This is a genomic window from Pseudonocardia sp. ICBG1142 (assembly GCF_020496255.1).
GTDB lineage: Bacteria > Actinomycetota > Actinomycetes > Mycobacteriales > Pseudonocardiaceae > Pseudonocardia.
Map to the genome: position 1 here is coordinate 1282693 of NZ_JAHLJC010000030.1, position 25043 is coordinate 1307735.

General features: G+C 74.7%; 21 protein-coding genes. 4 read left to right on the forward strand and 17 right to left on the reverse strand.

Annotated elements, in window-relative coordinates; translation table 11 throughout:
* Nucleotides 1–136 precede the first annotated feature (136 nt).
* The 8 genes from KPL59_RS37770 to KPL59_RS20435 all read right to left on the reverse strand — a co-directional run bounded on the left by KPL59_RS37770 (nucleotide 137) and on the right by KPL59_RS20435 (nucleotide 9528).
* Entirely contained in the window at nucleotides 137–592 is a 456-nt protein-coding gene (locus KPL59_RS37770) for an HNH endonuclease signature motif containing protein (protein ID WP_374111660.1), read from the reverse strand.
* 640 nt (nucleotides 593–1232) lie between these two features.
* Nucleotides 1233–1814, reverse strand: coding sequence for a DUF222 domain-containing protein (locus tag KPL59_RS37775; protein WP_374111646.1), 582 nt, complete (start codon nucleotides 1812–1814; stop codon nucleotides 1233–1235).
* Between the two features lie 498 nt (nucleotides 1815–2312).
* Entirely contained in the window at nucleotides 2313–2933 is a 621-nt protein-coding gene (locus KPL59_RS20410; RefSeq protein ID WP_226361691.1) for a response regulator transcription factor, read from the reverse strand.
* Between the two features lie 470 nt (nucleotides 2934–3403).
* Entirely contained in the window at nucleotides 3404–4804 is a 1401-nt protein-coding gene (locus KPL59_RS20415; protein WP_308187925.1) for a histidine kinase, read from the reverse strand.
* A gap of 22 nt (nucleotides 4805–4826) precedes the next feature.
* Entirely contained in the window at nucleotides 4827–6209 is a 1383-nt protein-coding gene (locus KPL59_RS20420) for an iron-containing alcohol dehydrogenase (RefSeq protein ID WP_226361692.1), read from the reverse strand.
* A gap of 125 nt (nucleotides 6210–6334) precedes the next feature.
* Nucleotides 6335–7450: an XdhC/CoxI family protein gene (locus KPL59_RS20425; protein WP_226361693.1), complete on the reverse strand. Its 1116-nt coding sequence runs from the start codon at nucleotides 7448–7450 to the stop codon at nucleotides 6335–6337.
* Complete coding sequence (locus tag KPL59_RS20430; RefSeq protein WP_226361694.1) at nucleotides 7443–8624, reverse strand: VWA domain-containing protein; 1182 nt, start codon at nucleotides 8622–8624, stop codon at nucleotides 7443–7445. Before KPL59_RS20430 ends, KPL59_RS20425 begins: the two co-directional genes overlap by 8 nt.
* A 10-nt stretch (nucleotides 8625–8634) precedes the next feature.
* Nucleotides 8635–9528, reverse strand: a complete 894-nt coding sequence (locus tag KPL59_RS20435; RefSeq protein ID WP_226361695.1) for a MoxR family ATPase — start codon at nucleotides 9526–9528, stop codon at nucleotides 8635–8637.
* A 539-nt stretch (nucleotides 9529–10067) separates the two neighbouring features.
* Here KPL59_RS20435 and KPL59_RS20440 point away from each other — a divergent pair.
* Complete coding sequence (locus KPL59_RS20440) at nucleotides 10068–10631, forward strand: transglycosylase family protein (protein WP_075309808.1); 564 nt, start codon at nucleotides 10068–10070, stop codon at nucleotides 10629–10631.
* 174 nt (nucleotides 10632–10805) lie between these two features.
* Here the strand turns inward: KPL59_RS20440 and KPL59_RS20445 are convergent, their stop codons facing one another.
* From KPL59_RS20445 to moaC, 3 genes are read right to left on the reverse strand one after another with little or no spacing between them, the layout of a single operon-like run.
* Nucleotides 10806–11255, reverse strand: a complete 450-nt coding sequence (locus tag KPL59_RS20445; RefSeq protein WP_020623617.1) for a molybdenum cofactor biosynthesis protein MoaE — start codon at nucleotides 11253–11255, stop codon at nucleotides 10806–10808.
* The gene (locus KPL59_RS20450; RefSeq protein ID WP_226361696.1) at nucleotides 11252–11734 is read right to left on the reverse strand and encodes a molybdenum cofactor biosynthesis protein B; all 483 of its coding nucleotides are present in this window, start codon (nucleotides 11732–11734) and stop codon (nucleotides 11252–11254) included. The genes KPL59_RS20445 and KPL59_RS20450 overlap by 4 nt, the downstream gene beginning before the upstream one ends.
* Complete coding sequence (moaC, locus tag KPL59_RS20455; RefSeq protein ID WP_226361697.1) at nucleotides 11731–12240, reverse strand: cyclic pyranopterin monophosphate synthase MoaC; 510 nt, start codon at nucleotides 12238–12240, stop codon at nucleotides 11731–11733. Before moaC ends, KPL59_RS20450 begins: the two co-directional genes overlap by 4 nt.
* A 454-nt stretch (nucleotides 12241–12694) precedes the next feature.
* Here moaC and KPL59_RS20460 point away from each other — a divergent pair, with 454 nt between their 5' ends.
* Nucleotides 12695–13300 carry a transglycosylase family protein gene (locus KPL59_RS20460; protein ID WP_020623620.1) on the forward strand — a complete coding sequence of 202 codons (606 nt, stop codon included), beginning with the start codon at nucleotides 12695–12697 and terminating at the stop codon, nucleotides 13298–13300.
* A 72-nt stretch (nucleotides 13301–13372) separates the two neighbouring features.
* On the opposite strand, the gene KPL59_RS20465 is transcribed toward KPL59_RS20460, so the two are convergent.
* The gene (locus KPL59_RS20465; protein ID WP_226361698.1) at nucleotides 13373–13975 is read right to left on the reverse strand and encodes an NTP transferase domain-containing protein; all 603 of its coding nucleotides are present in this window, start codon (nucleotides 13973–13975) and stop codon (nucleotides 13373–13375) included.
* 2 nt (nucleotides 13976–13977) lie between these two features.
* Nucleotides 13978–14160, reverse strand: coding sequence for a hypothetical protein (locus KPL59_RS20470; protein WP_020623622.1), 183 nt, complete (start codon nucleotides 14158–14160; stop codon nucleotides 13978–13980).
* A 126-nt stretch (nucleotides 14161–14286) separates the two neighbouring features.
* On the opposite strand from KPL59_RS20470, the gene KPL59_RS20475 reads away from it, so the two are divergent.
* Nucleotides 14287–16617 carry a helicase-associated domain-containing protein gene (locus tag KPL59_RS20475; RefSeq protein WP_226361699.1) on the forward strand — a complete coding sequence of 777 codons (2331 nt, stop codon included), beginning with the start codon at nucleotides 14287–14289 and terminating at the stop codon, nucleotides 16615–16617.
* Between the two features lie 78 nt (nucleotides 16618–16695).
* On the opposite strand, the gene KPL59_RS20480 is transcribed toward KPL59_RS20475, so the two are convergent.
* The 4 genes from KPL59_RS20480 to KPL59_RS20495 form a co-directional block, all read right to left on the reverse strand.
* Nucleotides 16696–17265 (reverse strand): ATP/GTP-binding protein, encoded by a 570-nt coding sequence (locus tag KPL59_RS20480; RefSeq protein ID WP_086002304.1) that lies wholly within the window; start codon nucleotides 17263–17265, stop codon nucleotides 16696–16698.
* A gap of 28 nt (nucleotides 17266–17293) precedes the next feature.
* Nucleotides 17294–18007, reverse strand: coding sequence for a DUF742 domain-containing protein (locus KPL59_RS20485; protein ID WP_226361700.1), 714 nt, complete (start codon nucleotides 18005–18007; stop codon nucleotides 17294–17296).
* A gap of 76 nt (nucleotides 18008–18083) precedes the next feature.
* Nucleotides 18084–18512 (reverse strand): roadblock/LC7 domain-containing protein, encoded by a 429-nt coding sequence (locus KPL59_RS20490; protein ID WP_020623626.1) that lies wholly within the window; start codon nucleotides 18510–18512, stop codon nucleotides 18084–18086.
* Nucleotides 18509–23005 (reverse strand): nitrate- and nitrite sensing domain-containing protein, encoded by a 4497-nt coding sequence (locus tag KPL59_RS20495; protein WP_226361701.1) that lies wholly within the window; start codon nucleotides 23003–23005, stop codon nucleotides 18509–18511. The genes KPL59_RS20490 and KPL59_RS20495 overlap by 4 nt, the downstream gene beginning before the upstream one ends.
* Nucleotides 23006–23367: 362 nt before the next feature.
* Here KPL59_RS20495 and KPL59_RS20500 point away from each other — a divergent pair, with 362 nt between their 5' ends.
* The gene (locus KPL59_RS20500) at nucleotides 23368–25029 is read left to right on the forward strand and encodes a DNA repair helicase XPB (RefSeq protein ID WP_226361702.1); all 1662 of its coding nucleotides are present in this window, start codon (nucleotides 23368–23370) and stop codon (nucleotides 25027–25029) included.
* Nucleotides 25030–25043: the final 14 nt, after the last annotated feature.

The window sequence follows — 25043 nt, forward strand, 5'->3', positions numbered from 1 at the left end:
TCGGCGTCCGCGCCCTTGCGCACCGGTGTCTGCGCCGGGCTCCCGCAGGCTCGGTGCGCCGCGGTCCGCGTCGGCTCCCCGGCCGTACCCGTGTGCCTGTGTCCGTGTCGGGCTGTCCGGCGGAGTGCCTCCGGGTTCAGGCCGCGGTGGTGGCCGCCGCGCCGGGCGGGAGCAGGGCGTCGAGGATCGGCTCGGGGTCGAGGCGATCGCCGTACCAGTCAGGGGCGAGGGTGCTGCGATCGATCCGCAGTCGGGCCCGCGTGTTCCGTTCGACGAGGGACTCGGCGCTGCCGTCCAGCGGTCTGCCCGTGGCCTCGACAGGGCTGCCGTCGGGTCGGTGGAACAACCAGCCCTCACCGGGCGGGCGCAGGACCAGGTACCCGTCGTCGTGCACGAGACGGTGGTGGAACGAGCAGAGCAGGACCAGGTTGTCGACGTCCGTCGGCCCGCCCCGCAGCCAGTGACGGACGTGGTGGGCATGGAGGTGACGGGTGTGGTGGCACCCCGGGAACCGGCAGGAGCCGCCACCGTCGGCGGTCAGGGCGGCGATCTGTGCCGGGCTCGCCAGCCGCCTGCTTTGGCCGAGGTACATCCGGTTCCCGGTGCGATCGCTCAGCAGCACCTGGGCCCGGGCGTCGCAGGCAAGGCGCTCGGCGGTGCTCGCGGCGATCTCAGGCCCACCGGCGAGGCGTGCGGTGCCGGTCCCTGCGTCGACGACGACCGTCACCCGCGCCGAGCCCCGCTCCACCACCGCGGCGCCAGCCGCGCCGGGCCCGCGGCCGACCAGGTCCACCAGAGCGTCGGCCCGCCGGGCCGCCAGGGAGTCGACAACCGCGCCCGGTGCCTGGTCCTCCGTGCGGCGGGCCTGCTCGTGGGGATCGACCCCGCCCCACCCCGACCGCCGCCCCTCCCGTGCGGCCGGATCGTCGCTGTCGCTGCCGGTCGGGCCGGCGGGAGCCGGGAGCGCTGCGGCGACCCCGGCCTCGATCGCGGCGATCAGGAGGGCGCCGTTCTCGGGAGTGAGCCGGGCTCGTACGACCAGGGATCCGTCGACGTCGTGGTGCCAGCTCACCCCGCGCCGGGCGGCGACGTCGCTCGGCGGCGCGCAGCGTCGACGCACCGCGCGGACGACGGTCTCGACATGGCTCGCGGTCCCGCCCAGGGCGAGGTCCAGGAGCACCTGCTCGGCGTTGGGCCCGGCCGCGGCACAGGGAAGGGCGACAGCCCCGGCCTCACCCTGCGGCTCCGGAGCGCCGACGGCGACCGCCGCTTCGCTCGCCGTGTCGTCGTGCGCAACGGTGTCCCCGCTGTCGGTCGGCGGCGTGGCGGTCTCCGCCGTCCTCTCGGTGTCCAGCACACCGGAGCCGGCATGCGCTCCCGACGGAGTCGATGTCGGGGTCGCTGCCGGGGCCCCGGAGGGGGTCTGTGGCGGGACTCATCGGGGACGGGACGGTCACGCGGTCGAGGATCGCGTCTCCCGTGCCGACGAGGCGGGTGACGGCCCGGACCTTGGAGTAGGAGATCCGGCCGGCCGCGAACGCCGCGGTGATCCGGGGCAGCCGGGTCAGCGCGTGCGCGACGCGCAGGTGCTCGGTCGCGGTGCGCAGGCTCATCCCCGCGCGCCAGGTCAGCCAGTGGGCGCAGGACCGGACGCCGACCCCGCACCAGCCGCCGCGGTCGTCGAACTCCGCGAGCAGGCGTAGGAAGCGGCACTCGGCGGCGGCGATGTGGCCGGCGAGGCCGAGGAGCTCGGACTCGAGGTCCGGCAGGCTCAGCTCATCGGCCGGCGTGGTCGTGGAGGCGGGCTGGGGCACGGCACTCTCCTTCTTCGAACGTGTGTTCGAGATGAGTGTGCCGGGTGGGTCCGACAGTTTCGAGCCCGGCGGAGGAGGGGGCCTGGGGCGATCGCGTTCCGCGGAACGCAGCTGCGGGTCGGGACGCCGACGGGTCGACGAAGCGGAACGGGACCCGTCGGATCCTGCCGACCCGTCGGTCAACGGTCGACCAGGACCAGGACCGCGTTTCGCGGAACGCGATCGGGGCGGTTGTCGACTGGTCCGACCGGCGCTCCGATCTTGACCGATCGCGCTGCCGACCGCCCCGTGACGGCCGTCGAAAAGTCAGACCGCGTTCCGCGGAACGCACGTCCTCGCTCCGTGCCGCCGTGCCGCCGTGCCGCCGTGCCGCCGTGCCGCCGTGCCGCCGTGCCGCCGTGCCGCCGTGCCGCCGTGCCGCCGTGCCGCCGTGCCGCCGTGCCGCCGTGCCGCCGTGCCGCGGTGTCGGGCGAGGGCGGCGGCGGGGGGTGGGTGGTGTCAGAGGAGGCCGAGCTTGGTGGCCGCGTAGACCGCCTCGGCGCGGCGCGACACCATCAGCTTGCGCATCAGGTTGCCGACGTGGAACTTGACCGTCGTCTCGGAGATGAACAGCTCGGCGCCGATCGCGCGGTTGGACAGCCCCCGGGCCAGCAGGCGCAGCACGTCGAGCTCGCGGTCGGTCAGCCGTTCCCGGTCGGGCATTCCGCCGGACAGCGACCGCACCATCGCCGACGCCGACCGGGCGTCGAACGCGCTCTCCCCGCGGGACACCGCGCGGATGGCGCGGACGAGTTCGGTGGTGTCGACGTCCTTCACCACGTAGCCGCGGGCACCCGCCTGCACCGACTCGACGACGAGACGGTCCTCGGCGAAGGTCGTCAGCACCAGCACCCCGATGCCGGGGTGGTCGGCGCACAGCCTGCGGCAGACCTCGAGACCGTCGGTCTGCGGGCCGGACGCCAGCTTGAGGTCGAGCAGCACCACCTGAGGCCGGCCGGCCGCGACGGCGGCGAACGCCTCCGGAGCGCTGCCCGCTTCGCCGACGATGCGCAGGTCGTCCTCGCGCTCCAGAACCGCGCGCAGCCCCTGCCGCATGATCGAGTGGTCATCGACCAGCACGATCCGGATCGGCGGTGCCGCGACGCTCGTGGAGCCGGGACCGGGACCGGGACCGGGACCGGGACCGGGACCGGGACCAGGACCAGGACCAGGACCAGGACCAGGACCGGTGCGGGTCGCGACGGTCCCGCCGGCCCCGTGCACCCCACCGCCCGGCGGATTCCCAGCGCCCTGTCCGGATCCGCCCTGCCCGGAGACGCTCTGCCCAGGCGCGACAGCGTTGCCGACGGAGACGCTCTGCCCGGGCACGACAGTGCTGCCGACGGAGCTGCCCTGCCCGGGCACGACAGCGCTACCCGCGGAGCCGCCCTGCCCGGAGCGGCCGAGCCCGGAACCGCCTTGCCCGGGGCCAGGAGGAACACCGTCGTGGCCGGGGCCGCGACGGGTGCCGAGTCCCGCCCTGCCGGCTGCGGGCGCGGTGGGTGCCGGTGCGGCCCCGGGACCTCCCGGGGCGGTCCGTGTGCCGCTGCTCATCCGAGCTCCTCCTGCCCCGGCGTCCCGAGCGGGACGTCCACCTGCACCTGCAGCCCACCGATCCGCGAGCGGCGGAACCGCAGGGTCCCACCCATCTCGCGGGCGCGGGCGTCCATGTTCACGAGGCCGCGGTGCTCCCCGGAGGGTCCGCGGACCGATGCCGCACGCAGCGTGCGGCGGATCTGCTCGGGGGAGGCGCCGCCGTCGTCGGAGATCGACAGACGGACGCGACCGCCGGCGTAGGCCAGCCGCACCACCGCCCGCGGCGCCGAGGCGTGCATCGCCGTGTTGAACAGCGCCTCGCCGGCGATCCGGAACAGCGACTGCTCGTGCTCGTGCGGCAGCGGCACCGGGGCCCCGCCGATCGTCACTTCCACCCGCAGCTCGTCGGGCATGTGCACGGTGGACAGCTGGCGCAGCATCGACGGCAGGTCCTTGTCGGCGTGGTCGTCGTCGTTGAGCGCGTAGATTGCCGACCGCAGCTGCTCGACGGCCCGCCGGGTCAGGTCCTTGGCCGTGTCGAGGTGCTGGAGCAGGTCCGGATCGGTGATCTCCGACCGGCACAGCTCGATGTGCATCCCGGCCGACAGCGCGTACTGGGTGACGCTGTCGTGCAGCTCGCGGGCGATGCGGTGCCGCTCGTTGTCGAGGACCTCCCGCTGGCGTGCCGCGCCGAGCGCCTGCTGGGTGAGCATCAGCTCGTCGTTGCGGACACGCAGGTCCTCGGCCTGGGCCGCGGTGCGCGCGTGCAGTCGCTCGGCCCGCTCCAGCAGCGCGCAGTTCTGCAGCGCCGACGCCGTCTGGCCGGCCAGGATGCGCAGCACCGAGTGGTCGGTGTCGTCGATGTGGCGTTCCGGCGGCGTCCACGCGACGAACCCGCCCACGGTGCGGCCGTCGAGCCGGATCGGGACGTGCAGGTGCCGGGGGCGCTGGTCGTCGTGGTGCTGGTGGTGGTCGTCGTGGTCGTGGTGGCCGTCGCCGGCGTGCAGCCGTTCCACGTGCCGGCGCACGCGCTCGGGCACCGACGCCAGGTCGGCCCACTCGACGCCGTCCGGCCCGAGGACGACGTGCCGCGGCGCGGCGTCGGGCAGCTCGCCGTCGACGAGCCCGAGCACCACCCAGTCCGCGGACAGGTGGTCGGCCGCCGCGTCGGCGACCGCGCGGACCAGCGCCTCGGAGCCCTCCATCGTGCGGACCAGCGCGGCGGAGATCCGGTCCAGCGCGACGATGACCCGGCGTAGCCGTTCGGCGCCCTCGCGGTACTCCGAGTAGAACGACGGCTTGCCCGTCCGCAGGCCGGTGAGCTGGTCGAGGTCGGGCCGGGCCCGACCCGCGGCGGCCGGCGACGAGGACGGGGCGGGTGTGCGGCGGCGCGGGAAGCGGTCGGCGGCGGTCACCGCGTGGGCCTCCGCGACGGCGTCACAGCGCCTCCCGGAACAGGTCCTCGATCTGCTCCACGCTCGCCGTGCGCGGGTTGGTGGTCAGGCAGGCGTCGCCGAGGGTGAGCCGGGACAGTCGCGGGACGTCGGCCTCGCGCACCCCGATGGCTGCGAGCCCGGTCGGGACGCCGACCTCGTCGGCCAGCTTGCGGACCTCGGTCGCGACCATGTCCACGGCCTCGTCGCCGGGCATCCCGGGCCGGGCGGGCAGCCCCATGGCCTGGGCGATCGGGACGAAGCGCGCCGCGTCGGCGTCGGAGGCCGAGCCGTTGAACCGGATCACGTGCGGCAGCAGCACGCCGTTGATCAGGCCGTGCGGCAGGTCGAGCATGCCGCCGACCTGATGGCTCATGGCGTGCGTGGCGCCGAGGATCGCGTTCGTGAAGGCCAGGCCCGCCTCGAGCGCGGCCTGCGCCATCGCGGTGCGGGGGCCGTCGTCGTGGCGGCGGATCATCGTGGTCGGCAGGTTGGCGTGGACGAGTGCGACGGCGTGCAGCGCGTGGGTGTCGGTCAGCGGCCCGTGGGCCAGCGACACGAACGCCTCGATGCCGTGGGTCAGCGCGTCCAGGCAGGTCGCGGCGTTGAGCCAGTCCGGCATCGTGACGAGCAGCCGCGGGTCGATCACCGAGACGTCCGGGACCAGGGCGCGGCCCATGATCGTGATCTTGGTGAGGCGCTCGGTGTCGGTGATGATGCAGAACTGGGAGACGTCGGCGCCGGTGCCCGAGGTCGACGGCACCATCACCAGCGGCGGGATCGGGTTGGCGATGCGGTCGATGCCCTCGTAGTCGAGGATCGTGCCGCCGTTGGCCGCGAGCAGGGCGACGCCCTTCGCGGCGTCGATCACCGAGCCTCCGCCGATGCCGATCACCACGTCGCAGCCCGAGCTCTCGTAGCGCTCGAACCCGGCCTGGATCTCGTGGTCCTTCGGGTTCGGGGTGATCTCGTTCCACAGCTGGGGCCGCAGACCGGCGGCGCGCAGGTGGCGCAGGAGCTCGGCGGGCCACCCGGCCTCGGTCACCCCCGGGTCGGTGACGACGAACGGGCGCCGCGCCCCGAGACGCAGCGCGGCGTGGGCGGTCTCGGGCAGCGAATCGGGCCCGAACACGATCTCCGGCGCGTGGAACTTCGACAGCCGTGGTCGCGGCTCCCGCGGGCACTGCGCCGCGCGGACCGTGTACCCCTCGTCGGCACCGGCGCCGCCGGTCCCGCCGTCGAGCACCAGCACCGTCTCCCGTGCCACGGCGCGGTCCGCCCCGTGCCCGGGGACGACGGTGCCTGCCTGACCGGTGAGGACCACGCTGCCCTCCTCCTGCTCCGTGATGGTCGACGGCCCGCCCCGGACGGCGGGCGGCTCGGTCACGAGCGTGTGTCCCACGGTACAGGGACACCCCTCTCTCCTGGCCTCTCGATCGGCGGGCGGCGCGCGGAGCCGCAGGTCGGCGGCGAGCACGTCACGCCGCCGACCTGGCCGAAAGCGGGGGGATGTCAGGAGGCGTGGATGGGCCCCTCGCGCTCGGCCAGCCGGATGCCCTCGCCGCCCCAGTGCTGGGCGATCATCTCCGCGGCGATCGACACCGCGGTCTCCTCCGGGGTACGGGCGCCCAGATCCAGCCCGATCGGCGACGACATCTTCGCGATCTCGGCCTCGGTCACGCCCCGCTCGCGCAGGCGCTCGAGCCGGTCGTCGTGGGTGCGTCGCGAGCCCATCGCCCCGATGTAGCCGACCTCGGGCAGCCGCAGCGCCACCTCCAGCAGCGGTACGTCGAACTTCGGGTCGTGGGTGAGCACGCACAGTGCGGTGCGCTGGTCGATCCGGCCCGCGTCCGCCTCGGCCTGCAGGTAGCGGTGCGGCCACTCGACGACGACCTCGTTGGCCCCCGGGAAGCGGCTCGCGGTCGCGAACACCGGCCGGGCGTCGCAGACGGTCACCCGGAAGCCGAGGAAGCTGCCCATCCGGGCCACCGCGGCGGCGAAGTCGATCGCCCCGAACACGATCATGCGGGGCGGCGGCGCGAACGATTCGACGAAGATCTGCAGCCCCTCCCCGCGACGCTCGCCGTGGACGCCGTAGGTCAGCGTCGCGTTGCGGCCGGAGTCGAGCAGGCCGCGGACGTCGTCGCGCACGGCGTCGTCGATCCGGTCCGAGCCGGTGCCGCCCTCGGTCTTGTCCGGCCAGACGATCAGCCGCTTGCCGAGCAGCTCCGAGGGGCCCGCGACGACCGTGGCCACCGCTACCGGGTCCTCGTCGCGGATCGCCTCGGCGATGCGGCCGAGCTGTTCGTAGGTCTCCGGGGTCACCTTCTCCACGAAGATGTCGAGGATGCCGCCGCAGGTCAGGCCGACGGCGAACGCGTCGTCGTCGGAGACGCCGTAGCGCTGCAGGACCGGTCGTTCCTCGGACAGCACCTGCTGCCCGAGCTCGTAGACCGCGCCCTCGACGCAGCCGCCCGAGACCGAGCCGACGGCCTCGCCCGCCGGGCCGACGAGCATCGAGGCCCCCGGCTGGCGCGGTGCGGACCGGAAGGTCCCGACCACCGTCGCGAGCGCGGCCGGCTCACCCTTGCGCCACCAGCCTTCGAGCTGGTCGATCACGTCACGCATTGCGCACCACCTCGAGCAGTTTCTCCAGCGTGTCCAGGCTGTGCCCGGCCAGCAGGTCGTCCAAGTGCGGAAGGGCCGCGACTATTCCCCCCTGGACCGGGGCGTAGCCGTCCTTGCCCGCGTGCGGGTTGACCCAGACGAGCCGGTGGGCCAGCCGGGACAGCTGCTCGGCCTGGGTGCCGAGGAGCTCGGTGCCGCCGCGCTCCCAGCCGTCGGAGAAGACGACGACGACCGCCCGGCGGGCCGCCCCGCGGCGTCCCCAGCGGTCGACGAAGGCCTGCAGCACCTCGCCCAGCCGGGTGCCGCCCGACCAGTCCGGGATGGCCCTCCCCGCGGCGCGCAGTGCGTGCTCGGGGTCGCGCAGCCGCAGCTCACGGGTGATCCGGGTGAGCCGGGTGCCCAGGGTGAACGCCTCGACCGAGCGCGGCGAACGACGGACGACGACGTGGGCGAAGCGCACGAGCGCGTCCGCGTAGGGCTCCATCGAGCCGGACACGTCGATCAGCAGCACGACCTTGCGCGGCCGGCGCGAGGTGTCGCGCCGGGCGAGCCGGAAGATCTCGCCCTGGTTGCGCAGCGCCGCGCGCAACGTGCGCTGCGGGTCGGCCTCACCGTGCCGGTTCCGCCTGCGCCGCCGCGACGCCCGGGTCGGCGGCTCCGGTCTGAGCAGGGTCATCAGCCGGCGCAGGTGCTCGCGTTCGGCGGGGGAGAGCTCCCCGACGTCGCGGTTGCGCAGGATCTCCGCACCGGTCGCGGCGGCCTTGATCTGCGGGCCGTCGGAGTCGTCGGAGTCGTCCTCCCCGCCCTCGCGGCCCGGCAGCAGTGCGGCCAGCTTCGGCGGTGCGGGCGGGCGGTCGTCGCGGTTGCTCGACGGACGGTTGCTGGTCGGCTCGAACCAGGACGGGAACGCCAGGTCGTACCGGACGATGTCGTCGGGGTCGGCGCACAGCGTCAGCCGGCCGGCCCAGTACGCCTGGTCCCGGTCGGTCACGTCCAGGGTGTCCAGCGCTTCCAGGTAGGCGGTCACCCGGTCCTGGGTGACCGGGACCCCGGCGGCGCGCAGGACCTCGGTGAACCCGACGAATCCGGTCAGCAGCTCGTCGGGGGTGCCGGTGGGCTCCGCCGCGGGCGGCCGGGGCGGGGCCGCCGGGGACGGGCTCGGGGGAACGGTCATCGCGGCCGGGTCAGGACGCCAGCAGGGTGTCGAGCTGCTTGTGGACCCGGTCGGCGTCCTCCCGGTACTTGAGGACGGCGCCGAGGGTGCGCGCCGCCGACTCCGGGTCCAGGTGCCGGGCGCCGATCAGCTGCAGCGCCCGCGCCCAGTCCAGGGTCTCCGCGACGCCCGGCGGCTTGATCAGGTCGGTGTGGCGCAGCTTCTGCACGGCCCGCGCGACCGACGCGGCGAGCCGTTCGGGTACCTCGGGCAGCCTGCTGTGCAGGATCTCGATCTCGCGTTCGATGTTCGGGTGCTCCAGCCAGAGGTAGAGGCAGCGGCGCTTGAGCGCGTCGTGCACCTCCCGGGTCCGGTTCGAGGTGAGGACGACGACCGGCGGTGTCGCGGCGCGCACCTCCCCGAGCTCCGGGATGGTCACCGCGTGCTCGGTGAGGACCTCCAGCAGGAAGGCCTCGAACTCGTCGTCGGCGCGGTCGATCTCGTCGATGAGCAGCACCGACGGGCTGGTGCGCAGCGCCTGCAGGATCGGGCGGGCCAGCAGGAAGCGCTCGTCGTAGAGACCTGCCTCGACCGTGTCGGGGTCGAACCCGTCGCGGCCGCTCGCGGCCTCCAGGGTGCGCAGGTGCAGCAGCTGACGGGGGAAGTCCCAGTCGTAGAGGGCCTGACCGGAGTCGATGCCGTCGTGGCACTGCAGACGGATGAGCGGTGCGTCCAGCGTGGCGGCCAGTGCCTGGGCCAGCGCGGTCTTACCGGTCCCCGGCTCGCCCTCGCAGAAGAGCGGACGGTTCATGCGCAGGGCGAGGAAGGCCGCCGCCGCGAGACCGTCGTCGGCGAGGTAGCCGGTCGCGCGCAACGCGTCGGCGAGCTCGGCCGGGCTCCCGGGGCCGGGTGCGGTGTCGTTCACCGAACCAGCATGCAGGACGAGCGGTGAACGAGGCCACAGCAGGAGGGCCCTCCTCCCCGCGCGGGCGGGTCGAGCACCTCGCCCTGAGGACGAACGAGCGGCCCGGAAGGTTCGAGTTGCTTCCGAATCAGAAATGTTCATGACCGCGTGATAGGTCCGTGATGTGACGTCGTTGACCAGTGCGTTTAGGGGGAATCTGATAATTACACGCTTGTTACAGTGATTCCGCTCACGGGCCCCTTCGTTGACGAATTCTTTCCGCCCATTCACCTTTCTGTCGGTCGGTCCACCGGATCGGCCACCTGAACGAGCAACACATCCGGACCCGCCGCGCCGAACCACCCCCGTCCCGCGGCTGTCCGGTCCGTCGAGGAACGGAACGGGACGGGGACGAGAGAGACCACCTCCGCGGACGTCATGGACGTCGCTCCCCGGTCCCGATCGACGCACCCGCGACGACACGGCGGGCACACCTGTGCCCAGGGGACCTCCTGTGCGGAGTGTGTGTGTCCTCGGGCCGGCGCGGTGGGAGCGAAACGATGACCAAGGGACCCAAGGGCCGAAGTCTCCTGCGCATGGCTGCGGCGGGTGTCGTCGCGGTCGGTGCGACGGCTGCGATCGCCGGCACCGCCAACGCTGCCCCGGACAGCGTCTGGGACCAGCTCGCCCAGTGCGAGAGCGGCGGCAACTGGTCGATCAACACGGGCAACGGGTACCACGGCGGGCTGCAGTTCTCCCCGTCCACCTGGGCCGCCTTCGGTGGTTCGGGTTCGGCGGCCAACGCCAGCCGCGCCGAGCAGATCGCGGTCGCCGAGCGGGTGCTGGCCGCTCAGGGCTGGGGCGCCTGGCCGTCCTGCTCGAAGAAGCTGGGCATCACCGGCTACTCGGCCGACACGAGCAAGCGCGTGAAGGCGTCGGCCCCCGCCGCGTCCGCGCCGAAGAAGGCCGCCGCCCCGGCCGCCGGTGGGTACACCGTCAAGGCGGGCGACACGCTGAGCCGGATCGCGGCCGCGCACGGCACCTCGGTGGCGAAGCTGGCCGCCGCGAACGGCATCGGCAACGTGAACGTGATCAGCGTCGGTCAGGTCCTGAACCTCGGCTGATCCCGCCGACCGTCCCCGGACCGCCATCCGGGACGGACGGCACGGGGCGCGCGGTGTCCCCAGCACCCGCCCCGGCGGACGACGGCCCGGGTCCCCTTCCCCTCGTGGGGAGGCGGACCCGGGCCGTTCCGTCGTTCCGGGGGTGCGCCGTTGTTCCGGGGCGCGCAGCCGGGCTCAGGTGGAGTTGACCCACTCGTCGGAACCGTCGGCGAACCGCTGGTGCTTCCACACCGGCAGCAGGCGCTTCACCTCGTCGACGAGCTCGGCGCAGGCGGTGAACGCCTCCCGGCGGTGCTCGGCGGCGACGGCGCAGGCGAGGGCGACCTCGCCGATGTCGAGCGGGCCGACGCGGTGGCTCACCGCGAGCGCCCGGACGCCGGGGGAGTGCGCGGCCACCTGCTCGGCGACCTCGGCGACGATCCGGGCGGCCGTCGGGTGCGCGCTGTACTCCAGGCCGTGCACCGATTTCCCGCCGTCGTGGTCGCGGACGACACCGGCGAAGGTGACGACCGCGCCGGCGGCGGCGTGCTCGACCAGGCGGGCGTGCTCCTCGACGTCGAGCGGCTCCTCGCCGACGGCCGCACGCAGGACCGTCGCGGTCCGCGTGGTCGCGGGATCGGTCATCGGTGGTCTCCTCCGTGCAGCTGGTCGACCGCGTGGTCGAGGACCCCGGCGAGCACGCCGAGGCCGTCCTTCACCCCGCCCGGGGAGCCGGGCAGGTTGACGATCAGGGTGCGGCCCGCGACCCCGGCCAGGCCACGGGAGAGTACGGCGGTGGGGACCTTGTCCTCCCCGGCGCGGCGGATCGCGTCGGCCAGGCCCGGGATCTCGTGGTCGAGCACGGCCCGGGTGACCTCGGGGGTGGCGTCGGTGGGGGAGATGCCGGTGCCCCCGGTCGTGACGACGACCGCGACGCCGTCGGCGACGGCGGCCCGCAGTGCCTGCCCGACCGGCTCCCCGTCCGGCACGACGACCGGGTCCGGGGTGTCGTAGCCGCGCTCGCGCAGCCAGGCGACGATCGGCGGCCCGCCGCGGTCGGTGTAGACGCCCGCCGCGGCGCGGTTGGAGGCGGTGACCACCCGGGCGGTGCGTGCGGCGGTCATGCCCCGCGCTCCCACAGGCCGGTCTTGCCGCCCTCCTTGCGTTCGACGCGCACGGCGTCGAGCACGGCGCCCGGGTCCACGGCCTTGATCATGTCGTGCAGGGTGAGCCCGGCGACGGCGACCGCGGTCAGGGCCTCCATCTCCACCCCGGTGCGGTCGGTGGTGCGGACCTCGGCACGAATGGCGACCCGGCCGGCGTCGCCGTCGGTGGCCGGGGTCAGGTCCAGTGTCACCCCGCTGATCGCGATCGGGTGGCAGAGCGGCACGAGGTCCGGGGTGCGCTTGGCGCCCATGATCCCGGCGATGCGGGCCGTGGCGAGTGCGTCGCCCTTGGGGAGGCCGTCGGTCTCCAGCAGGCGCACGACCTCGGCTGTGGTGTGCACCGTCCCGGTGGCGACGGCGGCGCGGCGGCCGGGCTGCTTGTCCGACACGTCGACCATCCGGGCCGCCCCGGCGTCGTCGACGTGGCTGAGCGCGGGGTCGGGCCGGCGGTGCTCGGTGGTCACGCCCCGACAGTACGGGGGTCTCGGCGGGGTGGCCCTCGCCACTCCGCGTGCCCGAGGAGGGGCCTCCGGATGGAGCAATGGATGTGATCTGTATCACGTTTGTGGAACTGATCGAACCGTTTGCGCGAACGTTTCCGGTTCGTGATCGGGGCTTGTCACCTGCGCAAACGCGAGACCTGGCCATCGGGTGTCCGGTACGTCCGACGCCACGCCGTGTCGCCGTCGACTTTCGCGTCGCTCTGACGTGACCTACCTTCGGTCCCGGCTCGGCCGACTCCCCCATGCGGTCGGGCTCCGGTGCCGCAACGCTCCCTGTCCGGCGGTCACCGGCCCCCGAGGTATCGGTGTGGGACAGGGCCGATCGTCAGACGGATCGGTGGCCGCTCCCCCGGCTGCCGGTACGGGCACCCACTCCCCGGGTGCGGTTCGGGTGGCGTCACGCGGGAGACCTGCCATGCCTCGTTACCGTGGGAAACACCGTAAACCGAGCACCGCCGGCCGCACGATCGTCCGGACCGCCGTCGCCGGTGCCGTCCTCGGCGCCCCGATGCTGACCGTCGTGGGCACCGCGAACGCCGCCTCCGACTCCACCTGGGACTCGCTCGCGCACTGCGAGAGCACCGGGAACTGGGCCGCGAACACCGGCAACGGCTACTACGGCGGCCTGCAGTTCAGCCCGAGCACCTGGAAGGCCTACGGCGGTGGCGAGTACGCCGCGTCGGCGCACCAGGCCACCCGGGCCGAGCAGATCGCCGTCGCCGAGAAGGTCCTGGCCGCCCAGGGCTGGAACGCCTGGCCGTCCTGCTCGTCCAAGACCGGCGCATCCGGGTCCGCCACGCCGCGGACCCTGGAGACCGACGCCGGCACCCGGGCCCCGGAGCGGGTGAAGGCCAGCGCCCCCGCGGCGTCGTCCGGCGGCACCTACACGGTGAAGTCCGGCGACACCCTGGGCAAGATCGCGGCCGCGCACGGCATCGCGAACTGGAAGAACCTGCTGTCCAAGAACCCGGGCCTCGGCGCCGGGCACCTGATCACCCCCGGCCAGGTCATCAACATCTGACCCCGGCACGACGATGCCCCGGCCCCTCGCGGAGGGACCGGGGCACGGGTGTGTCGGGGCCGGTGCGGCGGCTCAGGTCCCGGCGAGGCGGCGCAGCTGCCCCGGGGTGTCGACGTCGTCGGGGACGGCGACGTCGCCGCACTCGACCAGCTCCACGTCGGAGCGGCCGGCCAGGTAGTCGCGGGCGCCGGAGTCCCCGGAGGACAGTGCGACGACGCCCGACCAGTGGTCCCGGCCGATCAGGACGGGATGTCCGGGGACGCCGTCGAACGCGGCCCGCCGCAGCGACGACGGTCCCGCACCCTCGGCGACCCGGCGGATCGCCTCCGGCCCGATGCCTGGCAGGTCGACCAGGTGCACCAGCGCCGCGCCGGTGCCGGGCAGGTGGCTCAGCGACCCCAGCCCGCGCCGCAGCGACGCGCCCATGCCCTCGTCCCAGTCCTCGGCGACCACGACACCGACGTCACTGCCGTCGGTGCCCAGGCCCGCGCTGCGCAGCACGTCGGTGACGTCGTCGGCGCGGGCGCCGAGCACGACGGTGACCGGGCCGCACCCACCCGCCTGCAGCGCCTTGACCGCCCGCACCGCGAGCGGCTCGCCGTGCAGCCGGACCAGCGCCTTCGGGGTGCCCATGCGGCGCCCGGCGCCGCCCGCGAGCAACAGACCGGCGACCACGGTCAGCGGTTGATCTCGGTGACCGGGTGCTCGTAGGGCACGCTGGCGACCGGGAACTCGATGTCACCGAACGGCGACATGTTTCCCTGGACGCTGCCCAGGAGCTCGGTGACCGGGTGGTCGCCGTCCTCGGAGTGCGGCCACTCCGGGTGGATCCGGTCCTGCTTCGCGGGCTTGGCGGCCATCGCGTCCTCCAGCGTCGTCGTCCGGTCCCGAGCGGGACCGCGGCAGTGTCCTGTGTCCAGTATCGCGGACGCGGGCGCGGCTGTCCGCCCCGGTGCGCCCGCGATCGTCCGACTACCCTGGCGACGATGCAGACGTCCCTGGTCGAGTGGTTGCGCGGGCAGGACGACGGGTTCCTCGCCGCGCTGCTGCGCACACGTCCGGACCTCGCCGTCCCACCCCCCGGCGACCTCACCGTGCTCGCGACCCGCGCCTCGATCCGGGCGTCGGTGCAGCGCGCCTGCGAGGACCTCGGCACCGTGGCGCTGACCGTGCTGGACGCCCTGGTGCTGGCGACGGCGTGGCGGACCCCGGTCGACGCGACGACCCCCGGCGCCGGCCTGCGCGGCTGGCTCGGCCCCGACGTGGACGCGGCCACCGTCGCCGAGGGACTCACCGCGCTGCGCGACCGCGCGCTGGCCTGGGGCCCGGACGACGCGGTGTCGCTGGTCCCCGCGGCCGCCGACGTCGTCGGGCCGTGGCCCGCCGGGCTCGGCGCCCCCGCCACCGGTCCGGCCGCGAGCTCCGAGCTCGACACCCTGCTCGCCGGGGTGGGCGAGGACGAGCGCAAGGTCCTCGACGTCCTCTCCCAGGGCCCGCCGGTCGGCCGCTCCCGCAACGCGAACGGCTCAGCCGGACCGGTCGGGTCGCTCCTCGACAAGGGGCTGCTCGTGCGCCGCGACGCCGACACCGTCGAGCTGCCCCGCCAGGTCGCGCTGGCCCTGCGCGGCGACCGTCCGATGGGGCCGCTGGACCTGTCCCGGCCGGACGTCCCGCTGCGCGCCAGGGAGACCTCGGTGGTCGACGGCACCGGTGCCGGGGCCGCACTGGAGTTCCTGCGCCGCACCGACCTGCTCCTGGAGTGGCTGGCGCGGGAGTCGGTGCCGGTGCTGCGGTCGGGCGGGTTCGGCGTCCGCGAGCTCAAGCGGGCGGCGAAGGCGGCCGACACCGACGAGCCGACCGCGGCGCTGATCCTGGAGGTCCTGTACGCCGCGGACCTCGTCGGGGCGACCGAGTCGGTGACCCCGGAGTGGCTGCCGACCACCACCTGGGACGTCTGGGGCACCGGCCCGGAGGAGTCCCGCTGGGCGGTGCTGGCCCAGGCCTGGCTGGAGCTGCCGCGGCTGCCCGGGCTGGTGGGGCGCCGCGACGAGACCGGCAAGCCGATCACCGCCCTGTCCGACGGGCCGCGTCGGCCCCCCGCCGCGCGGGACCGCCGTCGCGTCCTGGACGCGCTCGCCGATCTCGCACCCGGCACCTCGGTCGGGTCACCGGAGGACCTGGCGCGGCTGCTGGCCTGGCACGCCCCGCGCCGCGGCGGCCGGCTGCGCGACGAGACGGTCGGCTGGACCGTCGCCGAGGCCACCGCGATCGGCGTGGTCGCCCTCGACGCGCTCACCACGGCCGGACGGGTTCTGCTCGACCCGGCCCTGCGCCCGGACCCGGCGCACCCCACCCGGCACCCCACCGAGCTGGCCGCCGCACTGCACGCGGCGCTGCCCGCCCCGGTGGAGGAGATCCTGCTGCAGGCCGACCTGACCGCCGTCGCACCCGGGCGGCTGTCGGCGGACCTCGCGCACGAGCTCGCGATCCTGGCCGAGGTCGAGTCCGCGGGCGGCGCCACGGTGTACCGCTTCACCGAGCGCAGCCTGCGCCGGGCACTGGACACCGGCCGCACCGCCGACGACGTCCGCGCGATCCTCGAGGCCCGCTCCCGCACCCCGGTCCCGCAGACCCTGACCTATCTGGTGGACGACGTCGCCCGCCGGCACGGCAGGCTGCGCGGTGGGGCGGTCAGCTGCTTCCTGCGCTCGGACGACGAGGTGCTCCTGTCCGAGGTGCTCGCGCACTCCGCGGCCGAGGAGCTGGGGCTGCGCCGGATCGCCCCGACCGTCATGGTCAGCTCGCTGCCGTTGGCCGAGGTGCTCGACGGGCTGCGGGCCGCCGGGTTCAGCCCGGCCGCCGAGGACGCGGGCGGTGCCGTCGTCGACCTCGGGCCGAAGGGGCGGCGCACAGAGCCGCGGCTGCGGCGCGGCACCCGCGACGCCGGCCGGGTCGTCGACCGGTCCCCGACGAACCGGGCCGAGGAGCTGGTCGAGCGACTGCGGGCGGGGGACCGCCTGGCCGGGGTGCGCGACAGCGTCGCCGGGCGGCGTGAGCTCACCGGCGCGACCGGGAACCTGGCGTCGTTGCAGGAGGCCGTGCGCGAGGGCCGGACCGTGTGGATCGGCTACGTCGACGCCCACGGGGTCGCCGGGGACCGGGTGCTCGCGCCGGTCTCGGTCGGCGGCGGCTACGTCGAGGGCCGCGACGCGCTCGACGGCGAGCTGCGCCGGATCCAGCTGCACCGCATCACCTCGATCGCCCCGGTCGACGCCGGAGCGGAGCAGCCGGCCGGGCGCGACCAGGCCCGGGGGTGAACGGATCCCCTCGCGGGAGGGACGCGCTACCGCGGCGGCGCCGGCACGGGATGTGCCGGCGCCGCCGTCGGGTACGGGTCAGCGGGCGCCGGCGGCCATCCGCTGGTGCATCGCGTGCTGCACCAGCGCGATCAGGGTCTCCTTGGTCGACTGCCGGTGCCGGGCGTCGCACACGACCATCGGGACGGCCGGGTCGATCGACATCGCCTCGCGCACGTCGTCGAGGCTGTGCTGCAGCTGCCCGTCGAAGGCGTTGACACCCACGACGTAGGGCAGTCCGCGGTCCTCGAAGAAGTCGATCGCGGCGAAGGAGTCGGCCAGGCGCCGGGTGTCGACGAGGACGACGGCGCCGATCGCGCCGCGGACCAGGTCGTCCCACATGAACCAGAACCGCTGCTGGCCGGGCGTGCCGAACAGGTAGAGCACCAGGTCGGCGTCCAGCGAGACACGACCGAAGTCCATCGCGACGGTCGTCGACCGCTTGTTGGGGGTGGCGGAGAGGTCGTCGTGCGACGCACTCGCCTCGGTCATCACCGCCTCCGTGGTCAGCGGCATGATCTCCGAGACCGACCCGACGAAGGTGGTCTTCCCGACGCCGAACCCACCGGCCACCACGATCTTGGCCGACATCGTCGCGGCACGGGCCATCCCGGCCGCGGGCTGGGGCGGCTGTGGCCTAGAGCCGACGGAGTCCACTCAACACCCTTTCCATCAGCGCGAGGTCCGGCGCGTTGCCGGGGGTGCTCGCGGTCTGGTGAACGGTCACCGTGCCGTTCGAGGCCATGTCCCCGAGCAGCACCCGGGCCACGCCCAGGGGGAGCGACAACAGCGCCGCGACCTCGGCCACCGAGCGGGTCTGCTCGAGCAGCAGGTCGGCGACGGAGCGGTGCTCCATCGGCAGCCGTTCCAGCTGGCTGCGGGCCCGGTTGCTGACCGAGACCAGGGTCTCGATGGCCAGCTCGTAGCCCGACTTGGTCCGTCCCCGCGTCCAGGCGTAGGGCCGGACGAAGGCGGCACCACCCGCGGACGGGGGCACCGGCGGCGGCGCTGCCACTGGGTCGTACGTGGGGTTCTGCCCCGTGTTCTGGGCCGGTTGCGGCGCCGGCCGGTCCGGCCGGTCCGGTCGGTCACCGCCCCGCTGGGCCTCCAGCTCGGCCGGGGTGGGCGGCAGCCCGTAGGCCGCCGACCCGCCGATGGGGCCGGTCACCTCGCCCGGGTTCGGCGGCGGGACCCGGCGCGCGGGGGCGGCACCCTCCGGCTCGACGTCGTCCTCCGGACGGTTGCGCCCCCATCGGCGCTTCTTGGGCGTGCGCTTGGAGTCCAGGCTGAACCCGTTCATGACGTCGGCGAACGTCGGCTCGGGGCCGTGTCCGCCCGGGTCCTGGGTCATCGGATCTCACCCGCTCTGGTCGATCCTCGGATGGGGTGCATGACGGTAACGCGTCCTCGGGTCCGGAGTCGTGGCCTCAGGGCCCGAACGAGCCCTGCAGCTCGGCGCGCAGCTCCGGGGTGAGCAGCTGGCCGACCCGGTCGACCAGCAGCGTCATCTCGTAGCCGACGAGGCCGATGTCGCAGCTCGGCGAGGCGAGCACGGCCAGGCAGGACCCGTCGCTGATCGACATCAGCAGCACGATCCCGCGGTCCATCTCGACGACGGTCTGCACGACACCACCGGCGTCGAAGCAGCGCGCGGCGCCCTGGGTCAGGCTGACCAGACCGGATGCGACGGCGGCGAGCTGGTCGGCCCGGTCGCGCGGCAGCCGGTCGGAGGCGGTCAGCAGCAGTCCGTCGGTCGACACCACGATGGCGTGCGCGACACCCGGGACGCGCTCCGCGAAGTTGGTGACCAGCCAGCCGAAACGGCTCTGGCTCGGCTGTGCCTGCGGTGCCCTCACTGGTTCTCCTCGGGGTCGGACGAGTTCGGTCGGTCCGCGGCGGGCTCGGGGGTGCCGGTCGCGGTGGTGTCCTGCGGGGCCCGGGGGCCCTGCCGGTCGTGCTGGTCCTGCGGGTCGTGCTGGTCCTGCGGATCGGAGTCGCCGTCGACCGTCTCGGTCGTGCCGGCGAGTGCGTTGCGACGGACACCGGAAGCGCTCTCCCGGCCCTGACGCACGCCCTGCTGGTAGCTGGCGAGACGGCCACGGACGCTCTCGGCGTCCCTCGGCTCCGCCGGAGCGGGGCTGAGCACGGTCGATCCTGCCGCACTGCCCGGGAGCAGTCGCGCCCGCGGGCGTCGCTTGGGCAGTCCGGCGGTCGTCAGCTCGTCACCGGCGGTCTCCGAGTCGTCGCCGTCGGTGGCCTCGCGGGCCTGCCGCCAGACGTCGTCGGCGGGGGAGGCGAAGGCCGCCGGGGGCGCCGGGGCGTCGGCCGTGGCAGGGGCCGGGGCACCGGCCGGGGCGCCACCGTTCGGGCCGGCGGCGTCCTGCCAGCGGACCGGCACCGACCGGTTCGAGCGGAACCAGGCCGAGGCGATGTCGTCGAAGATCGGGGTGGTCTGACCCATGTCGAACCCGGTCTGGGCCCGGGCCGACTCGACCGCCCCGGGGCGCCGGAGCTGACCCCGATCGCCCTCGACGGCCACCTTCGGCGCGAACAGCTCGTCCTGCGAGGAGCCGGCGGAGGCCGCGGCGAGGCTCGCCGGACCGCCGGCCCGGCCACCCTCGCGCTTCGGCAGCGGTGCGGGCTCCTGCCGACCCGTCGCCGGCTGGACCTGCTGACCCGGACGCGCCTGCTGCTGGACCGGCTGAGCCTGCTGGGGTGCGGGCTGCTGCGGGCCGCGGGCCGGTGCCGGGGGCGGGCCCTGGCGGCCCGGACCGCGGGTGGGCAGCGCCGGCCCGGCGCCGCGGACCGGCATGACCGGGCGGCGCGACGGCGAGGGGCGGGTCCCGTTGGTGCGGGCCGGGAGCGGTCCGCCCATGGGTGTGCGGCCGGACGTGCGGACCGTCGGGAATCCGGCGGTCTCGGGGTCGCTGCGCGTCGGGGCGGTGTCCCCGGTCCTGCCGTCGCCGGTGTCGCCGTCCCCGGTGCTGCTGTCCCCGGTGCCGCTGTCTCCGGCCCCGGTGCTCCGGGCGGCGCCGTCCTCGGCTGCGGTGTCCGCGGGGCGGGCGCCGTCGGCACCGGTCCCGGGAGTGTCCGTCGAGCCGGCGGCACCGGTGGCGTCGGCGGCGTCGTCCTCGGCGAGGTCGGGCCCGGTGTGGCCCGCCTCGACCTCGGCGACCCCGGAGGCGTCGGCGTGGTCGGTGTCGCCGGACGGCGCGCTCACCTCGGTGTCGGCCGCGTCCTCGGTGCCGGCAGTGTCCGCGGCGCCGGCCTTGTCGTGGGCGTCACCGTCGGTGCCGGGGGCGTCCGCGCGGTCGGCGGGGGCCGGGGGGAACGGCGCGATGCCGTTCGTGCGGGCCGCGACCGGGGTCTCCTGCGGGGTGGTCCCGTCGGTGGAGTCCTCGGCGGCGCCGTCGGTGTCCCGGTCGGCGACCGTGCCGGTGATCCGGTGGTCCGGGGTCCCGTCGGTGCCCGGGGCGGCACGGTCCTGATCGGCACTGTCCTGACCGGCCCCGTCCCGGTCGTCGGATCCGGCGTCGGTCGCCTCGGAGCGCTCGTCGTCGGCCGGGGCCTGCCGGTGGTCCTCGGGACCGTCACCGATCGCCCGGTCCAGGACGACGGTGTCGTCCATGTCGCGGTCACCGCGGGCCCGGGCCGCGGCGGCCGCCGCAGCGGCACCCGCCAGTCCGAGTGCGGCCGCCGACGGGGCAGCGGTGCCGCCGGAGCGGTCCGCCTCGGTGCCGGTGCTGTCGGCGTTGTCGGTGCTGTCGGCCGGGGCCGTGGTCGACTCGGTGCCCTCGGTGCCGTCCTCGGTGTCGGCGAGGGCCTCGGCGCCGGGGCCGGCGTCGCCGGACGGGCGGTCGTCGGCGCCGTACGGCGCGGGGCCGGTGCCCCGGAACGCCTCGGCGCCGCGCGGGGAGTCGCCGTCGGCGGGACCGGGGCTTGCCTCGTCGGCCGGGGTGAAGACGTCGGCCGGGGTACGCGCGTCGCGCCCCCCGTCCTGCGACGGCGCGAAGGCCGACAGACCCTGCGGGGCGGACCCGTTCAGGGTCGGGGCCGGTCCGTCGGCGGTCTGCCCACCGGCGTCGCCGGGGGCCGCGTTCTTCGTCAGCGACGACCCCGGACGGCGCGTCGGCAGGCTCGAGCCCGAGCCGTTGCGCGGCGTCGTGGACGAGGACGCACCGGCCTCGAAGGTCGGGGTCATCGGGCCGTCGGAGCCCGCGACCATCGACGGCAGCGAACCACCGCGACCGTTCCCGTTCACCGCGGTCGGGGCGGCCGACGGGGGCCCGTCGGGCGCTCCGCCACCGGTCAGCGCCGGGGCGGGCACCTGCGGGGCGTGCTGGTCGCCACCCTGGGGCGGCACGCCGCCCCAGCCGCCCGGATCGCCGTCGCGGCGCTGCTCGGGCAGCTGCGCCGAGGGCACCAGCTGCGGCGGCACGGTCACCGAGGCGCTCAGCCCACCGGAGCCGCCGCCGACGGCGGCCGAGGCGAGCCGGACGCCGACGCGGTGCCGGGCGGCCAGCCGGCCGACCACGAACAGGCCCATCCGCCGCGACGCCGACACGTCGACCTCGGCCGGGCCGGACAGACGCTGGTTGGCGTCGACCAGCTCGGAGTCGGTCATGCCGACGCCGCGGTCGGAGATCTCGATCAGCAGCGACTCGTCGGCGGTGCGGGTCGTCGTCATGACGACCTGCGAGTCCGGCGGCGAGAAGTTCGTCGCGTTGTCCAGCAGCTCGGCCAGCAGGTGCACGAGGCCGTTCGCGGCACGACCGGCGATCGTCGCGTTCGGCGGGGTCTGCACGACGACCCGCTGGTACTGCTCGACCTCCGACACTGCGGCCCGCAGGACATCGACGACCTGCACCGGCGCCACGTTCCGCTTCGCCAGGTCGGTGCCCGCGAGGACCAGCAGGTTCTCGCTGTTGCGGCGCATACGGGTCGCGAGGTGGTCCAGCTGGAACAGGTTCGACAGCTGGTCCGGGTCCTGCTCGTTGCTCTCCAGCTGCTCGATCAGCTGCAGCTGGCGCTCGACCAGCGCCTGCGAGCGGCGGGAGAGGTTGACGAACATCGAGTTGACGTTCTGCTGCAGCGCGGCCTGGTCGGCGGCGAGGCGGATGGCCTGGCCGTGCACGGCGTCGAAGGCCCGCGCCACCTGGCCGATCTCGTCGCGGCTGTCCAGCGGGACCGGCTCGACGAGCGCGTTCGGTGCCTGACCGGAGCGCATGCTCTGCACCGCCGCGGGCAGCTTCTGCTCCGCGACCTCGAGCGCCGAGCTGCGCAGCAGGCGCAGCGAACGGACCATCTGCCGGCCCAGCAGCAGGATGATGCCCGCGGTCAGCAGGATCGTGAGCATCAACAGCACGGAGTTGAGGCCCGCGGTGTTGCCCGCCTGCTCGGCGGCCCTGGCCCGGCCGTCGACGAACGCCTGCTGGGCGGCCGCCGTGGACTGGTCGACCGCGGCGACCGAGCGGTCGTCGGCGGTGTTCCACGCGTTCGGGTCCACCGGCGGTGCGACGCCCGGCGGGACCGACAGCGCCTGGTCGCGCAGGGCGTTGCGCTCGGCGTTCGCCTGGCCCGCGGCGAAGTTCCCGAAGGACTGGGCCTGCTCCGGCGTCAGCGAGGACTGGAAGTCACCGGCCGCGGCCTGGAACGAGGCCTCGGCACCGGTGGCCTGTGCGCGCTGCTGCTCCTCCAGCGTCCCCGCGGCGAGCGCGCCACCGATCACGGTGCGCTCGAGCTGCAGGGCCTCGCGGGCGCTCGCCCCGGCGGCGATCGCCGTGGTCAGACCCGCGGTGTCGGCGGTCTGCAGCCGCCCCACCAGGGCCCGGTCGAGTCCCAGCGTGCGCTGGACGACCGCGGTGTAGCGGCCGGTGAGGTCGGCGGCCGGGGTCGGGCCCTCGGCGACCTGCGACCGGATGACCGGGAGCTGGCCCAGCGTGGTGTTCGCCTGCCGGCGGGCCGTGGCCAGGTCGGGGGCCTGCTGCTCGGCGGTGTCGAGCCCTGCCGTCGTGGCCTGCAGCGCCTGGTCGGTCGTGGCCTGCGCCCGTTCGACGACGGCCCGGTCACCGAGCCGGTTGCCCGCCACGAAGCGGACCGCGGCGTCGCGCTCGTTCTGCAGCGCGCCGGTCAGCGTCTCGATCTGGCGGTGCACGTCGACCAGTCCGCTGCCGCGGCTGAGCTCCTCGGCCACGTTGGCCTGGTCGACGACGCGGATGGCGCCGATGGACAGGGCGAGGACCGTGGGGACCAGGCCGACGACCGCCAGCTTGGCGACCAGGCTCCAGTTCCGCGGGTCGAGTCGCTCCGACCACGTGCTCGGGCGTTCCGTGCTAGTCACGGTGGTCACGGCGAGATCTCCCTGTCGGTCTCCGGTCCGGGGACGGGCGGCGCGGCGGGCACGAGGTCGGGGAGCATCAGCTGGTCCGGTGCGCCTTTCGGGGTCACGACGGGACCGCTCGACCGCATCGCGACCGACACGGGGCGGCGGTTGCCGCGTCCCGGGGGAGTCGGACGGATAGGATCGTGTCGGGTCCCGTCTGTGCGTGACGGACGGCTGCCGAGTCTAGCCCCCGGAACCCTCGTCTCCCGAGTGGCGTATGGCCGGTTGCTCCGTCGTCACGTGACGTGACACACGTCGACCGTTCGTCTCCGCTCGGCGTCCGGCGGACCCGCCCCGCCCCGTTCTCCGGCCTCGAGAGGATTCGTTCCGTGACCGACGGCCCCCTGATCGTGCAGTCCGACAAGACGCTGTTGCTCGAGGTCGACCACCCCGACTCCGCGGCGGCCCGTGCGGCCATCGCGCCCTTCGCCGAGCTGGAGCGGGCACCCGAGCACGTCCACACCTACCGCGTCACCCCGTTGGCCCTGTGGAACGCGCGTGCCGCCGGGCACGACGCCGAGCAGGTCGTCGACGCGCTGGTCCGCTGGGCCCGCTACCCGGTCCCCCAGCCGCTGCTGGTCGACGTCGTCGACACGATGGGGCGCTACGGGCGGCTGCAGCTGTCCAACCACCCCGCGCACGGCCTGGTCCTCACCGCGCTGGACCGTGCCGTGCTGGAGGAGATCCTCCGGCAGAAGAAGATCAGCCCGATGCTGGGCGCCCGGGTGGACGACGACACCGTCGTGGTCCACCCGTCCGAGCGGGGGCACCTGAAGCAGGCACTGCTCAAGGTCGGCTGGCCCGCCGAGGACCTCGCGGGCTACGTCGACGGCGAGGCCCACCCGATCGCCCTGGAGCAGGACGGCTGGACGCTGCGCGACTACCAGCGCCACGCCGTCGACGGGTTCTGGGAGGGCGGCTCGGGCGTGGTCGTGCTGCCCTGCGGCGCGGGCAAGACCCTGGTCGGTGCGGCCGCGATGGCCAAGGCCGGCGCGACCACCCTGATCCTGGTCACCAACACCGTGTCCGGGCGGCAGTGGAAGCGCGAGCTCGTCGCGCGGACGTCGCTGACCGAGGAGGAGATCGGCGAGTACTCGGGCGAGAAGAAGGAGATCCGCCCGGTCACCATCGCCACCTACCAGGTCGTCACCCGCAAGACCAAGGGCGAGTACAAGCACCTGGAGCTGTTCGACTCCCGCGACTGGGGCCTGGTCGTCTACGACGAGGTGCACCTCCTGCCGGCCCCGGTCTTCCGGATGACGGCGGACCTGCAGTCCCGTCGCAGGCTCGGTCTCACCGCGACCCTGGTCCGCGAGGACGGCCGTGAGGGCGACGTGTTCTCCCTGATCGGCCCCAAGCGCTACGACGCCCCGTGGCGCGACATCGAGGCCCAGGGCTGGATCGCGCCGGCCGAGTGCATCGAGGTGCGGGTCACGCTGACCGACGCCGAGCGCATGTCGTACGCGACGGCCGACGCCGAGGAGCGCTACCGGACGGCGTCGACGGCGGACACCAAGCTCAACGTCGTGCAGGCGATCCTGGACCGGCACAAGGGCGAGCAGACGCTGGTCATCGGGGCCTACCTGGAGCAGCTCGACGCGCTGGGGGAGAAGCTCGGCGTCCCGGTCATCCAGGGCTCCACCCGCAACCGGGAGCGCGAGAAGCTGTTCGACGCCTTCCGCCGCGGCGAGATCACGACCCTGGTCGTCTCCAAGGTCGCGAACTTCTCCATCGACCTGCCGGAGGCGACGATCGCGGTGCAGGTCAGCGGGACGTTCGGGTCCCGGCAGGAGGAGGCCCAGCGGCTCGGCCGGCTGCTGCGCCCGAAGAACGACGGTCGCCAGGCGCACTTCTACTCGGTGGTGTCCCGCGACACCGTGGACACCGACTACGCCGCGCACCGGCAGCGGTTCCTCGCCGAGCAGGGCTACGCCTACCGGATCGTCGACGCCGACGACCTCCTCGGGCCCGCCCTGCCCGACGCCGGCTGAGCACGCTCACCCGG

What these genes read in the sequence shown, in the direction of transcription:
- KPL59_RS20480 (WP_086002304.1), bottom strand. Translation starts at nt 17,265, where the DNA reads ATGGCCCGTGCCGCGACGATGTCGGCCAAGATCGTGGTGGCCGGTGGG.
- KPL59_RS20440 (WP_075309808.1), top strand. Translation starts at nt 10,068, where the DNA reads ATGACCAAGGGACCCAAGGGCCGAAGTCTCCTGCGCATGGCTGCGGCG.
- KPL59_RS20475 (WP_226361699.1), top strand. Translation starts at nt 14,287, where the DNA reads ATGCAGACGTCCCTGGTCGAGTGGTTGCGCGGGCAGGACGACGGGTTC.
- KPL59_RS20450 (WP_226361696.1), bottom strand. Translation starts at nt 11,734, where the DNA reads ATGACCGCCGCACGCACCGCCCGGGTGGTCACCGCCTCCAACCGCGCC.
- KPL59_RS20470 (WP_020623622.1), bottom strand. Translation starts at nt 14,160, where the DNA reads ATGGCCGCCAAGCCCGCGAAGCAGGACCGGATCCACCCGGAGTGGCCG.
- KPL59_RS20430 (WP_226361694.1), bottom strand. Translation starts at nt 8,624, where the DNA reads ATGACCGTTCCCCCGAGCCCGTCCCCGGCGGCCCCGCCCCGGCCGCCC.
- KPL59_RS20485 (WP_226361700.1), bottom strand. Translation starts at nt 18,007, where the DNA reads ATGACCCAGGACCCGGGCGGACACGGCCCCGAGCCGACGTTCGCCGAC.
- KPL59_RS20460 (WP_020623620.1), top strand. Translation starts at nt 12,695, where the DNA reads ATGCCTCGTTACCGTGGGAAACACCGTAAACCGAGCACCGCCGGCCGC.
- KPL59_RS20425 (WP_226361693.1), bottom strand. Translation starts at nt 7,450, where the DNA reads ATGCGTGACGTGATCGACCAGCTCGAAGGCTGGTGGCGCAAGGGTGAG.
- KPL59_RS37770 (WP_374111660.1), bottom strand. Translation starts at nt 592, where the DNA reads ATGTACCTCGGCCAAAGCAGGCGGCTGGCGAGCCCGGCACAGATCGCC.
- KPL59_RS20445 (WP_020623617.1), bottom strand. Translation starts at nt 11,255, where the DNA reads ATGACCGATCCCGCGACCACGCGGACCGCGACGGTCCTGCGTGCGGCC.